Origin of the sequence: Nostoc sp. (genome assembly GCF_036917135.1) — a bacterium.
Taxonomy (GTDB): domain Bacteria; phylum Cyanobacteriota; class Cyanobacteriia; order Cyanobacteriales; family Nostocaceae; genus Nostoc.
Map to the genome: position 1 here is coordinate 41,274 of NZ_JBALEA010000006.1, position 12,828 is coordinate 54,101.

13 protein-coding genes and 2 pseudogenes are annotated in these 12,828 nt (G+C 42.2%); 8 read left to right on the forward strand and 7 right to left on the reverse strand.

The features are described 5' to 3' along the window. Positions 1-347 precede the first annotated feature (347 nt). The 3 genes from V7K50_RS01245 to cobU all read right to left on the reverse strand — a co-directional run bounded on the left by V7K50_RS01245 (position 348) and on the right by cobU (position 2,710). Positions 348-1,307 (reverse strand): ribonuclease Z, encoded by a 960-nt coding sequence (locus V7K50_RS01245; protein ID WP_334956485.1) that lies wholly within the window; start codon positions 1,305-1,307, stop codon positions 348-350. Between the two features lie 355 nt (positions 1,308-1,662). Further along, complete coding sequence (locus tag V7K50_RS01250; RefSeq protein WP_334956487.1) at positions 1,663-2,082, reverse strand: hypothetical protein; 420 nt, start codon at positions 2,080-2,082, stop codon at positions 1,663-1,665. Positions 2,083-2,134: 52 nt separating this feature from the next. After that, on the reverse strand, positions 2,135-2,710 hold the full coding sequence (gene cobU / locus V7K50_RS01255) for a bifunctional adenosylcobinamide kinase/adenosylcobinamide-phosphate guanylyltransferase (RefSeq protein ID WP_334956489.1): 576 nt from the start codon (positions 2,708-2,710) through the stop codon (positions 2,135-2,137). A gap of 327 nt (positions 2,711-3,037) precedes the next feature. Here cobU and V7K50_RS01260 point away from each other — a divergent pair, with 327 nt between their 5' ends. From V7K50_RS01260 to V7K50_RS01280, 5 genes are all read left to right on the forward strand, one after another. Further along, positions 3,038-3,865, forward strand: coding sequence for a hypothetical protein (locus tag V7K50_RS01260; protein ID WP_334956492.1), 828 nt, complete (start codon positions 3,038-3,040; stop codon positions 3,863-3,865). Between the two features lie 167 nt (positions 3,866-4,032). Further along, positions 4,033-4,965: a glycosyltransferase family 2 protein gene (locus tag V7K50_RS01265; protein WP_334956494.1), complete on the forward strand. Its 933-nt coding sequence runs from the start codon at positions 4,033-4,035 to the stop codon at positions 4,963-4,965. A gap of 163 nt (positions 4,966-5,128) precedes the next feature. Then, positions 5,129-6,085 carry a glycosyltransferase family 2 protein gene (locus V7K50_RS01270; RefSeq protein ID WP_334956496.1) on the forward strand — a complete coding sequence of 319 codons (957 nt, stop codon included), beginning with the start codon at positions 5,129-5,131 and terminating at the stop codon, positions 6,083-6,085. Positions 6,086-6,214: 129 nt separating this feature from the next. Further along, positions 6,215-6,799 (forward strand): hormogonium polysaccharide biosynthesis acetyltransferase HpsU, encoded by a 585-nt coding sequence (gene hpsU, locus V7K50_RS01275; RefSeq protein WP_334956498.1) that lies wholly within the window; start codon positions 6,215-6,217, stop codon positions 6,797-6,799. Between the two features lie 77 nt (positions 6,800-6,876). Then, positions 6,877-7,353, forward strand: a complete 477-nt coding sequence (locus V7K50_RS01280; RefSeq protein WP_334956500.1) for a hypothetical protein — start codon at positions 6,877-6,879, stop codon at positions 7,351-7,353. Between the two features lie 43 nt (positions 7,354-7,396). Here the strand turns inward: V7K50_RS01280 and V7K50_RS01285 are convergent, their stop codons facing one another. Continuing rightward, entirely contained in the window at positions 7,397-7,795 is a 399-nt protein-coding gene (locus V7K50_RS01285; RefSeq protein ID WP_334800675.1) for a nuclear transport factor 2 family protein, read from the reverse strand. Between the two features lie 24 nt (positions 7,796-7,819). Then, positions 7,820-7,957, reverse strand: a pseudogene (locus V7K50_RS01290) (alcohol dehydrogenase); the annotation flags it as partial. Positions 7,958-7,983: 26 nt separating this feature from the next. Between V7K50_RS01290 and V7K50_RS01295 the strand changes: the two are divergent. Next, positions 7,984-8,898 carry a DUF4437 domain-containing protein gene (locus V7K50_RS01295; protein WP_334956502.1) on the forward strand — a complete coding sequence of 305 codons (915 nt, stop codon included), beginning with the start codon at positions 7,984-7,986 and terminating at the stop codon, positions 8,896-8,898. A gap of 45 nt (positions 8,899-8,943) precedes the next feature. Continuing rightward, positions 8,944-9,687, forward strand: a complete 744-nt coding sequence (locus V7K50_RS01300) for a maleate cis-trans isomerase family protein (protein WP_334956504.1) — start codon at positions 8,944-8,946, stop codon at positions 9,685-9,687. A gap of 42 nt (positions 9,688-9,729) precedes the next feature. Here the strand turns inward: V7K50_RS01300 and V7K50_RS01305 are convergent, their stop codons facing one another. After that, a complete protein-coding gene (locus V7K50_RS01305; RefSeq protein WP_334956508.1) occupies positions 9,730-10,530 on the reverse strand; it encodes an aspartyl/asparaginyl beta-hydroxylase domain-containing protein in 801 nt (266 codons plus the stop codon). Positions 10,531-10,646: 116 nt separating this feature from the next. On the opposite strand from V7K50_RS01305, the gene V7K50_RS01310 reads away from it, so the two are divergent. Then, entirely contained in the window at positions 10,647-12,146 is a 1,500-nt protein-coding gene (locus tag V7K50_RS01310) for an amidohydrolase family protein (protein WP_334956506.1), read from the forward strand. A gap of 104 nt (positions 12,147-12,250) precedes the next feature. Here V7K50_RS01310 and V7K50_RS01315 read toward each other — a convergent pair. After that, positions 12,251-12,733: pseudogene (locus V7K50_RS01315) on the reverse strand (DUF4437 domain-containing protein); the annotation flags it as partial. Between the last annotated feature and the right edge of the window lie 95 nt (positions 12,734-12,828).

Genomic DNA, 12,828 nt, shown 5'->3' on the forward strand with positions numbered 1-12,828 from the left:
TGTATATTCATGTTATTTTAATGACTTATAATCTAAGAAACACACTGGGGAAAATATTTAAACTATACTATAAAACCACTATTTGATTTTTAAAAAGATACGTAGGGGAGCCAGTGCGTTGCAGAGGTTCCCTGCGTCGAATGATTTAGGACGGCTATAGAGCCTGGTTAATTTTAGATTTTAGATTAGGGACTGACAAGAAATCAATTATCCATCTTGTGGGGTGGGCATCCTGCCCGCCCTGAATATGGGATGGCTGCGGACACCCATGCCACAAGAAAATTTGGGATGTTTTTTTATTTGTCAGTCCCTTAGAAGGGTTCAATAGGAAATCTAAAATCCAAAATCTAAACGCCTACCTTAGTTAACTCTACTTCCCGTCGTCTAGGTACTTCATGAATCATGAAATCGTAGGCCATATCAGTACGGGGAAAAATAGCACGGGCTTCCTTGAGAAGATCCTTCAACTCCAAGGTATTTCCGGGAGCATAGCGGGGACTAAAATGACTCATAATCAGCCGACGCGCCCCAGCAGCTAAAGCGGTTTGCGCTGCCATTGTGGTTGTAGAATGCAATCGCTGAAAAGCCATATCTGCATCTTGATGAGCAAAGGTGGCTTCGTGAATTAATACATCTGCATCATGAGCTAATTCCACTGCACCATCACAATAAATTGTGTCTGTACAATAGGCAATCTTTCGACCAATTTCTGTCGGTCCGCATAATTGAGTGCCATCAATCACCCGTCCGTCGTCAAGGGTAACAGTTTCACCGCGCTTGAGTTGACCGTAAATCCGACCAGGAGGAATTTGCAACTCCTTGGCTTTTTCGATATCAAAGCGTCCTGTGCGGTCTTTTTCGGCTACGCGGTAGCCGAAAGCTGTAATGCGGTGATGCAAGTTACCGCAGCTAACGGTAAAGTCATTGTCTTCATAAATTACCCCTGGACGGATGGCGTGAACTTTGATCGGGTAAGAAAAGTGTGTGTAGGAGTAGCGTGAGGCGGATTGAATGTAATCATTTAAGCCAGGTGGTCCATAGATATCAATTCGTTCCACATTGCCAGCCAAGCCGCAAGTAGCAAGAAGTCCCATCAACCCAAAGATGTGATCGCCGTGCATGTGGGTGATAAAAATTCGGGAAAGTTGACTCATTTTGAGTTCACTCCGCATTATTTGATGCTGAGTACCTTCGCCACAGTCAAATAACCACAGTTCTGCCCTTTGGGGTAATCTCAGGGCGACGCTGGAAACATTGCGCGATCGCGTGGGTACACCGGAACTCGTCCCTAAGAATGTTATCTGCACAGTGTTCTTTAGTCTTCCTATTGCTCAATTTGCAGCTCTATTTTCTATAGTGGCACGGTTAATGAGTAAAATACTTAGGATTTTGGGGATTGGGGATTGGGCATAGTTAATAACCAATAGTTATTTTTACCCTAGCTGGCATGGACATACAAAAATCCTGTGGTGAAATCCTGTGGTGGGACTAAAAGCCGCTACAGGAAAAATTAAAATAATCAAATAATTTAGAAAAAACTTGTCAGATTTACAAATTAGACATCTCCAGAAATTAAATATGCGTCACCCAGAACCCTTCTAGAGACGTAGCAGTGCTACGTCAAAACAATTCTTTTTCACCAGATGTCTATTGATTGTTTGTTTATGCAATATTATCTACAAGCCGATCGCGAATTGTTTGGAGTTGGTTTTGAGTCTTAATTGGCTCTCGCGGTGCTGGTAATTCAGTATTTGGCCAGTTAGGTAAATCATTACAGGGACATAACAACGCGGGCATACCGACGTTTCGCACGGCTACTGGCATACTGCAACGGCCACAAGGTAGCATATCCCATGCTGGTGTCAACAGTTCAGCAATGGTTTCATGAGTACCCTCTAGGTAACAGTCACCTGAATGTGGTGAGATAATTTTCTGCCAGCATTCTTCAAATTCTTCACTATAGCGATCGCCATTTACCACCGACTGGGGCAAAAAACTTGCCTTACCGTTGCCCGTAATCACTTGCTTACCCAACTGAAACCAGTAGGCAAGGTATCCTCTAACTTCTTGTTTGGTTGCCATAAGACAATTTTAGATTTGAGATTTGAGATTTTGGATGAATTTGAATCAACAGTTAAGAATCTTGACTTCTGAATGTTCCAGCATCTTCTCTGTTTGGTAATGGCGAACCAAGGATGCTGAGATTGAGAACATGACCACCAGTAACTAAATAAACAGTTTCGCTGAGTGTACTTAGCTGGCGCACTAAAGAACCCAGGCGATCGCGGAATTTCCTCCCCAGAGGATAAGCTGGGATCACACCCCAACCCACCTCTTCTGCCACAAACAACATATCAGCAGCAACCAGTTCCACCGTCTCTAACAACTCTGTAACCATGTTTTCCCAGCTAAATTCGTCCTTTTCCAGGAGATTAGCAACCCAGGTTCCTAAAGAATCAACTAAAAGGCAGGTATAGGGTTTGGCATCGGCGAGGGTAGCAGACAGTTCCACAGGTACAGGTAAAGTTACCCAATCTTCGGGACGACGTTTTTGGTGTTTTAAAATGCGCTGATGCCACTCTTGGTCATCTGGGTTATCGGTGGCTGTTGCTACGTAAACAACCTGTTTTCCTGACTGGATAGCCAGAGTTTCCGCCCATTCACTTTTACCAGATCGTGCTGGACCTGTTACTAAGATGATTTTACCCAAAGTTGTTTCCTGAGTATTTTAACAATATGCCTATGGTTACAATTTATCACCGCAGTTTTTTACTTCATGGGTGAGATTTTTGGTTTCAAATAACTTTTAAGGGATAAAATTAGCACCAGCACCATTCAAAATTTATAATTCCTAATTCTGTTTTCAGTCGGGATTAAAATCCCAACGCCAAGGGGACTACCGTTATTATGCACCGGGTAAAAACCCTTTTGAATTACAAATTAGATTGATGCCACAACTGGCAACAGCCGAAAATCCCAACAACCCCATTCTTAATTATTAAATACTACTGGGGACAGCAAACTTTAGGATGTCTTTATGAACGCAGGCTTAAAACGCATTGAAGCAACTCTACACGATTTAGGGAATCGCGGCACTAGCTCTGCCGCCGAAACAGGTGATTCGACGACAAAACGGCCTTTCTCCTTTAGAATCAGCGTCGGAGCCAACGAACCCACAGAAAGTACAGAAACTCCATTCTCTGAGAATGGGGAACTCAATACACAAGGACAAACAGTTGACCTCAGTGTAGATACTGAAAGTGATTATTCTGATGAACAAAATTTCTTTCCTCACCATGACTCTGTGCAGACCTTTCAAGCAGAAGAGAATGGTAGTAGAACACCCAGCCTACCCAAGTTGAAAACTCCGAGCTTTAGTAGCCATCGCCACGGTGCAAATCCAGCATTGGCGATGAATCTATTACAAGAAATTCAGGAAACTGTTGCAGGTTGGCAAATAGAACTGCAAAATATTTTGAAGCAAATTCAGGATATTTACTTAGAAGGGCCAATTGTCAATGGCTGGTTAGAATCCAATCCCCAAGAACCAGAACCGGGAGGAACTGCCACACTGCGCCATGCAGAAGTTGACCGCCTGATGAACTACGTAGAAGAAATTTGCGCGAGTGGTGGGAAAGTATCTTATCAATCATCGATTACTGGCTACCGCCTCTGTGGTGTAGACGATGCTGGTAAAGTCTGGTCGCGTCCATGTCCAGCAGATCAGGTTCCCAATGTTAGCATGGCGATCGCTCGTTACCAAAAGTTACGTCAACTGTTAGGGCGCAAGCAATCCTTGGAAACCCGCCTGAGTCAACTAGCCCAAACCCTTGTAGTTTTACACAGTCATATTCAGCAAACGTGAAGTTTTAAAGATTATTTCCGAAGAAACTCGGTTGGTGGGTCAGTAACTTTTGGTTTAGATTAGCTCTCAGCAGCTGTGCGTTGGATTTAAGATTTTAATCTCAAATCGTTCGACTGAGCGTAGCGTTCCGCAGGAAAGTCCCAAATCTCAAATCCAAAATTCAATCTATGCCAGACACCCAAATCTCTGCCATCATCTGTACTCACAATCGAGATACCTATTTAGGGGCTGCAATTGATAGTCTTTTAGGGCAGGATTTTGCTGCTGACTTTGAAATTATCGTAATTGATAATGGATCTAGCGATCGCACTCGTGAAGTCGTAGAACAAAGGAGCCACAATCAGCGCCTGAAGTATGTCTTTGAACCCACCATTGGTTTATCTGTCGCCCGCAACACGGGGGCAAAGGTAGCGAGTGGTGATATTCTGGCTTATCTGGATGATGATGCCGTTGCCTGCGCGGGCTGGCTACAAGTTTTATATTTTGCCTATTACAATAACTCTAAGCTCGCGATCGCAGGTGGCAAAGTCACTCTTTTGTGGCCTCCAGGAATCCAACCACCACGGTGGCTATCTCCAGGGCTAGCTGCAAATCTGGGTGCATACGATTTGGGTGACAGTAACATCTACATTGAGCAACCTGGCTCAACACCCAGAGGCTTAAATTACTCCATCCGCCGCAGTTTCCTAGAAGAAATTGGTGGTTTTGATCCTCACCTTGGTCGAGTGGGGAAAAATTTGTTATCAAATGAAGAACTGCAAATGACCGAATTTGCTCTACAGCGTGGTTGGCAAGTTGCTTATCTTCCCGAAGCACTAGTCGCTCACAATGTAGCCCCAGAACGCCTCCAACGCTCCTGGTTTTTAAACCGAGGCTGGTGGCAGGGTATCAGTGAATGCTATCGAGAACAACTCGCTGGTAAAGCTGGAATCGCTCAATTGCAGCGAGGTAGCGAACGATTTGTGCGGGGCTTGTATAAAGCATTGCAATATTTTTCTGATCCAGCAGAACGGTTTGATAAACTTGTTTATGCTTACGGTCAGATTGGTTACTTAAATGCTGCTATTCAGGGTCTTTTATCTACATCAAATAAGAAATAAAGAAGAATGGAGAATTCAGAATGCTTTGCCGTTGCAAATTCAACCACCACCTGATTGTAGACCTTCAAATGTACGATTTGGAAATGGTTTAAAATCGGCAATCATATCCAGTCCATTCTGACTCCTAACTCTTAACTCCTAACTCCTAACTCCTAAATAAACTATGTCATCTAAAATACCAGTTTCAGTACTAATTCCCGCAAAAAATGAACAAGTAAATTTGCCTGCGTGCCTCGCTAGCCTGAGCAGAGCAGATGAAATATTTGTAGTAGATTCTGAAAGTACCGACAAAAGCATTGAAATTGCCAAAGCCCACGGTGTAAATGTCGTGCAATTCAACTTCAATGGACGCTGGCCAAAAAAGAAAAATTGGTCTTTAGATAATCTACCTTTTCGCAACGAATGGGTACTAATTGTAGATTGCGATGAGCGCATCACCCCCGAACTTTGGGAAGAAATTGACCAAGCAATTCAAAACAAAGAATATACAGGTTATTATCTCAACCGCCGCGTATTTTTCTTAGGAAAATGGATTCGCTATGGTGGTAAATATCCCGATTGGAATCTACGTTTATTTCAGCATCAAAAAGGTCGATACGAAAATCTAAATACAGAAGATATTCCCAATACTGGTGATAACGAAGTTCACGAACATGTGATTTTGCAGGGGAAAGTTGGGTATCTCAAAAATGATATGCTTCATGAAGACTTCCGTGACCTTTACCACTGGTTAGAACGGCATAACCGTTATTCCAACTGGGAAGCCAGTGTTTACTTTAATATTCTTACAGGTAAAAGTGATAGCGGTACTATTGGCGCTAATCTATTTGGTGATGCAGTGCAACGCAAGCGCTTTTTGAAAAAAGTGTGGGTACACCTGCCATTTAAACCCCTTTTGCGGTTCGTTTTGTTTTATATAATTCAACGCGGTTTTTTGGATGGCAAAGCAGGATATATTTATGCCCGCTTGTTAAGTCAATACGAATATCAAATTGGCGTTAAACTTTACGAATTACGCAACTGTGGTGGCCACTTAAATACTGCAACTACCCCAAAGGAAGAAGCAGGGGAGCAGGGGAGCAGAGGAGCAGAGGTAAAGCTATTGACCATTGATTCATAACTCTGGCAATTTTAGATTTTTAATTTTGGATTTTGGATTGAAGGAAAAATCTAAAATCTAAAATCTAAAATCGTTCGACTGAGCGCTCAGACCAAAATCTAAAATCTAAAATCTAAAATCTAAAATTGAATGACTAATGACCAACCTTTTGTAGATTTACGTAAATATGACCAATCTTGGTTTGACCGGGGTCGTCCAGGTTGGTATATTTTATTATGGTGGCTTGTACAAGCGATCGCCTTTCCCCTCACTCCTCAACCGTTAAATATTCTACGTTCGGCTCTGCTGCGACTATTTGGCGCTCGTATCGGCAAAGGCGTATTAATTCGACCCACCGCCCGCTTCACCTACCCTTGGAAAGTCACTATTGGCAACTACAGTTGGATTGGAGATAACGTAGTTTTATATAGCCTCGATCAAATCAGCATCGGTGAACACTGTGTAATTTCCCAAAAAAGTTACCTATGTACTGGTAGTCATGATATCCAAGACCCTGCCTTTGGGTTGAAAACAGCGAGTATCACTATTGAGAATGGTGCATGGGTAGCAGCAGATTGTTTTATTGGACCGGGAGTGCAAATCGGTGCTAATGCTGTGATTGGCGCTCGTAGTACTGTTTTTACTAATATGCCCTCTGGCCAGGTTTGTTGGGGAAGCCCATGTCGTCCCAAAACAGTTCGGATAAAATTTGATACCTCAGTCATTAGTCATTAGTGAATGCTCAATGCCCAAGCAAAATGGTAAGTAGCAATGATAGTATATTTTCATGGCTGCTCTAATCCTTGCTATTGATGAACAAAATATTGGATGAAACGCTGTCAATCAAAGCTGCTGAACGCATAAACAGCAGGGCTAGCACTCCCTTTGATAATGCTTACAAAGCAGCATTGTCCACTGAGGGAGCAAGATATATTCAGGGATTTTTAGCTTTTGTTGGGAAGCCATACAGACCGATTGAACACAGTTGGATTGAGCTAGGCGATGCCCCCGATGTCCGCATTATCGATCCCACATTACCGCACCTGAACAAAAATCCCCAAGAACTCTGGTATTTTGCAGCCCAAAGGCTGACGGTTAAAAAACTCAAAGCCATCATTGAAGAATCGAAAGAAGATTATCCAGAAGATGAACCATTGCCAATCTATGGTGATCCACCTTATGAATATTACGGTGATGTGATGTTGGGTGGTCAAGACTATTTGGCAGCATATCAAGCAGCAGAGGCTAAATGCAGAGAAATCAACGAACTCAACCCTGAGAGAAACTAACAAAAGTTAATTAAATAATTTGTAATGACGAATTACAAATTATTTAATACGATTTTCCATCACTGCCAAAGTATTCTCTATAACCACAAATTTTGTCTCCACGGACATCAAAGGAAACTGCTACCCGATTTTTGTAAGGCTGTCCAAACAAAGGTCCTTCATCTCGAAACTCAAAGACAGCCGTTGTTTCATTGCTAGTAACATGGTCTAGACTAGTCAGGTTCAAACCAGGACTGAAGGATTCAAAAACGTACTCGAAAAATTCTCTAGCTCGCTCTTTTCCCACATTCAAACCGTGGAATTTACCCATTGGAAACCAAAGGGTAAAATCTTCTGTGAGCATATCTAACAATGCTTCCCATTTTCCAGTTGCCATCCCATGTGTCAGATTCTCAAATGCCTGTCGAGCAACTTTTAAAGTGTTTTCTGAATCTTGTGTCATTCTCATCTCCGACTGAATATAAACTTATATCGTGCTACTTAAAACCTTGCCATAATTTTGACCACTGATGAGATATTCTACAGCATCAGGTATTGATTCTATGCCTTGAAACTGTCTTGGGTCAACGGCAACTTTGAGTTTGTCTGTGTAGAATATGTTAATCTCCCACACACTACACAGGTATTAAAATGAACAAAAACACCTCGCCAGGGCGCAAACATGTAGAAACTGAAGAATCACTTAACTCAGTTGTTAATTTTCCACAAGTGCCTTTTAACGTCAAAAACTTTATTATTGGTCAACACGGTACTGCACAGGTTCTATCTGTCAACGAAAGTACAGGTGAATCTACACAGCGAGTCGTCTTGAAAAAGGGTTGGAACGCACCTATAGGTCATTTCACTACCGATGTGGAAATTTTTGTGCTAACAGGCGCACTTTGCCAGGGTGGGTTTATATTACGCACTCTCAGTTACTCTTTCATCCCAGCTGGCATACCTACTGGCCCTTGGAAAACGGAAGATGACACCATTATCTTGTGGATGCCAAATGCTACCCCCACTTACATCGCAGAAGACTACGCAAGCCTTGAGCAAATCCCGGAAACTCCTGTATATCATGTGAATATGCAGACCCATGAACGGATGACTGAGTATATTCCCTTGCAAGAACTCCACGCCATGAAATGGGAAAGCACAACCTTTTTACCTCCTGGTTCAGTACGTAAAAGCCTGTATACCAATAAAAAAACCGGACGCGCCACGTGGATTCTAGGCTTAGTACCTATGTGGATTGAAGGCAATTTCTATGCTGGTCATCCTACTACTGAGGAGGCTTATGTCATCCGTGGAGATGTTCTTGGACATTGGTCTATGAACGATGACCCTTTTAATAGGCGCTATACAGCAATGTGCAAAGACGGCTACTACTGGCGACCAGCACATATTCCACACGGCCCCTTCTGGACAGAAAGTGGAGCATTACTTCTGTTTCGCACCAATGACCGTCTAGACTGTTATTGGATACTGCATAACCCAGATATTACTCAACAAGATCAGACGCGTCTGGAGGCTGCACTCGATCGCGATAAATCGGACTCTTGAAAGCAGATAAAGGTAAGTAATTAGATTATCCACGGGTATTCAACAATGACAGACGCGTTAGGATGGCGAAAGAAATTCGGGGTACTTGCGCCCAGCACAAACACCATCGTCGAACCAGATTTTCACACGATGGCGGTACGGGGCGTTACATCCCACATCTCCCGGATTCATATTCGAGACCAGGACTTGAGTAGTGACGAAAAGATGGCGCGTATTCTGGAGCAGATCGACAACGAAATTTTCTTCGCAGTTGATCGCGTGATGACGGCTGGTATCCACTACCTAATCATGGCCATGAGTGCCGAGACTTTTTGGGAAGGACTCAAGGGAAACAGAGCGTTCGTGAAACGGTTTGAGGATTATACTGGACTCAAAGTGGCTTCGGCTGGCTTGGCATGTCAGGCAGCTCTCGAAGCATTCAAAGTCAACAAGATCGCCGTCATCACCCCTTATCAGGCCGTAGGCGACGAAAGGTTATGCAACTTCTTCAGTGACATTGGGGTGGAGGTCGTCCGGCTGAAAGGACTCCGTTGCCCCACTGCAATAGCGATCGCTGAAGTCTCGGAAAATGCTCTTCGCAACTATCTTCAAGAACTCGATGGTGATGACGTAGATGCGATCGTGCAAATGGGTACCAATTTGAGTATGCTCCGGCTTGCTGACGAAGCGGAGCGGTGGCTCGGAAAGCCGGTCATTGCCATTAATGCGGCAATCTGGTGGTATGCCTTACGACATAACGACATCCACGATCAAGTGTACGGGTGTGGGAGACTCTTGAGAGAATTTTGAAAATGGCGAATGATGCTTCCCAGCCAGTTTGGAGATCATAAATTAAGCTGATAAAGCTTTGTCCCATTCTAATTGATGAGCTAAACCATACTTGATAAAATCTTCTTCTTTAGCTTGATCGCTTTTACCAAAAACACCTAAGCTGTAAGGATTATCTTGCATACGTTGTCTGACTTGCTCTTGCTCAAATCTGATCACTTCTTCTCTAGGTTTATCCGGTTTAAAAAAGTCTACAACCAAAACAGTTCTATCATAATTGGTGTAATTATGTGGACAGTGTGGATAACTGTGATCTAAAACCAGAAATTTTCCTTCATGCCAATAAAGCTGCTCATGGCATATTTTCATTGCCACATCTCCCTCTGGTACAATCAATCCTAGATAGCCACGATTTGTATGAGGGTTATAGTTAACGTGTAGCTTGATATCCAAACCGGGATGGAATGTACCAAAATACACGTTCCTGATGATTTCATCATCGAGCAAGTTAACTTTTTCTATTAATTTAGCCAAATTTGGAAAATATTTCTCTCTTAATACAAGTGCTTTTTGTGATGCATCATCTGACTCATAATCAGGATATTGTATTTGATGCGCCTGAATATATTTTTCAATAAACATACCTTGAAATAAAATCCCAAAAGCACTGTATTTATTATCACCTTTGGTTTTAATTGTTTTACTTTTAGGGCCAAGAATCTCGTAAGTTAATTTTAATTCGTCATCAGATGCCTCCTTAATAAAACGTGTAAACTCATCTCTAATCACTTGCCAGTTATCTTGAAAACTTTTGAGAAAAGTAAATTCCTTTGGGTCTATATGATACTCATTAAAACTTTCCATTGTCTTTTCTCCTGAAGATGATTTCATAAAAAACCGTATATAATGATGGGATTTGCTCTTCGTCCCGATTCGATGTTGAAATTCCTGACTAAACTCATTTTAGTGTGAGGTCTACTGTGTCTGAAACTCCCGTATTAGATCAAATTATCAAAAATGTGCGGGTAGTTCGTCCCCATCAGGATGCAATCGAACTACTTGATTTAGGCATTAAGGATGGAAAATTTGCTCAGATTGCCCCTAATATTAGCCCAGACACAGCTAAAGAGGTATTTGATGCCAAAAACCTGTTAGGCTTTCCTGGGGTTGTAGATGCCCACATGCACATCGGCATCTATCAACCCCTCGACAAAGATGCTGTGACTGAAACCAAAGCAGCTGCAATGGGAGGCATAACTACTAGCTTAAATTACATCCGTACAGGGCAGTATTATCTTAACAAAGGCGGCTCCTACCGCGATTTTTTTCCAGAGGTGTTGGCTTTATCCGCAGGTAATTTTTTTGTAGATTACAGCTATCACATCGCACCTATAGCTAGCCAACATATCGACGAAATACCTTTATTGTTTGAAGAATACGGTGTTTCTTCGTTTAAAATTTTCATGTTTTATGGCGGCTATGGCTTGCATGGTTTATCAGACCAGCAAAACCTCTTTTTGATGATTAATAAAGAGGAACGGTACGATTTCGCCCATTTTGAATTTATTATGCGCGGTCTAACTCGCTTGATGGAAAAACATCCAGAAGCGCGAGATACTATCAGCTTGAGTTTGCACTGTGAAGTTGCAGAAATTCTCAACGCCTACACCAAAATAGTTGAAAATGATTCTAGTTTGAGTGGATTACACGCTTATAGTGCGGCGCGTCCACCTCATTCCGAAGGTTTAGCAATTTGCATCGCTTCTTATTTAGCATCTGAAACTAACTGTGCAAATATCAATTTGTTACACCTGAGTTCGCGTAAAGCAATGGAAGCAGCTTTGACTATGCAAATTGCTTTTCCTCATATCAACTTTCGGCGAGAAGTTACCGTCGGACATTTGCTATTAGATGTCGATACTCCCAATACAATTTGGGCAAAAGTCAACCCTCCTATTCGCCCGCGTGCAGATGTGGAATATTTATGGCAAGCAGTACTCAATAATCAAGTAGATTGGATAGTTAGCGACCATGCTTGCTGTGCTGCTGAACAAAAAAGAAGTGCTAAAGACCCGAATAATATTTGGTTAGCAAAGTCTGGTTTTGGCGGTACTGAATATTTACTTTCTGGTGTATTTAGTGAAGGTAGCAAACGGGGGATGTCCTACAATCATATTGCTAAATTGCTATCTTGGAACCCATCGCGGCGCTTTGGTTTGTTAGAAAAAGGCGATATTGCCATTGGCTATGATGCTGATTTAGTATTAGTAGACCCCAATGAAAGCTTTGTAGTGCGTGCTGCTGAGTCGGAGTCACAACAAGGTTATACACCCTTTGAAGGAGTAGAGTTAACTGGAAGGGTAAAAAGTACCTTTTTACGTGGAAATTTAATTTTTAATAACGGACAGGTTTTGGGTTCACCTATTGGGCGGTATTTAAAAAGACCTTCAAGTAATCTACATGAAAACTGTGCTGCTTAAAAACCTGGCGTTGCATAAATGCGGGATGAATTAGCGGGAGAAACACATTGGAAATACGTTATAAATTGTGCAAAATCATCCTCTAATTCAGCAACGCCAAAAACCTATATATCTTGAGGTGCGTATGACAGGACTGTTGCAACTTGTGATAAATCTCTATCAACTCTAACAAAGAATAAACCGCCATCATCGGTGATATGCCTGGGAAGAGTACTAAAGCTAGGACAATACCAATAATGATCTTTTACGATTCGATAATCTCCTACATCACAATACCCCGTTAAGCAATACCCCTCTTCGTTGTATGGTTGTATCATTTGATATTTATTATCAAAATGCGGCAAGATGGTGAGCAACCAGACTCCACCTCCGTTAATATCTTTCCTTAGCCACTTCTTATTTGCTTGCACAAACTGAACTGTATCTGCCTTGCCCCAAGGTAGTAATTTACTATCCAATGCTGGGATGAAGTCACGTAGTCTAGCATCTGGATGATCGTTTAGTGCATATTTATACTTGAGAGAGCCGTTTTCCATCCAGAGGATTTCCGTTTCCTCATCACCCAGAACTTTCCAAGGGCCTACTCTCCAGGGCAAACGCATCTTATTTACTAATAAAAACTAAGAAAGATTGCAAAATGATATAGATAATTGCAAAAATTGATGTAACGATAAGCAAACTA

Coding starts and splice junctions, on each gene's coding strand:
- V7K50_RS01250 (WP_334956487.1), bottom strand. CDS start 2,082: ATGGCAACCAAACAAGAAGTTAGAGGATACCTTGCCTACTGGTTTCAG.
- V7K50_RS01260 (WP_334956492.1), top strand. CDS start 3,038: ATGAACGCAGGCTTAAAACGCATTGAAGCAACTCTACACGATTTAGGG.
- V7K50_RS01265 (WP_334956494.1), top strand. CDS start 4,033: ATGCCAGACACCCAAATCTCTGCCATCATCTGTACTCACAATCGAGAT.
- V7K50_RS01270 (WP_334956496.1), top strand. CDS start 5,129: ATGTCATCTAAAATACCAGTTTCAGTACTAATTCCCGCAAAAAATGAA.
- hpsU (WP_334956498.1), top strand. CDS start 6,215: ATGACTAATGACCAACCTTTTGTAGATTTACGTAAATATGACCAATCT.
- V7K50_RS01280 (WP_334956500.1), top strand. CDS start 6,877: ATGAACAAAATATTGGATGAAACGCTGTCAATCAAAGCTGCTGAACGC.
- V7K50_RS01285 (WP_334800675.1), bottom strand. CDS start 7,795: ATGACACAAGATTCAGAAAACACTTTAAAAGTTGCTCGACAGGCATTT.
- V7K50_RS01295 (WP_334956502.1), top strand. CDS start 7,984: ATGAACAAAAACACCTCGCCAGGGCGCAAACATGTAGAAACTGAAGAA.
- V7K50_RS01300 (WP_334956504.1), top strand. CDS start 8,944: ATGACAGACGCGTTAGGATGGCGAAAGAAATTCGGGGTACTTGCGCCC.
- V7K50_RS01305 (WP_334956508.1), bottom strand. CDS start 10,530: ATGGAAAGTTTTAATGAGTATCATATAGACCCAAAGGAATTTACTTTT.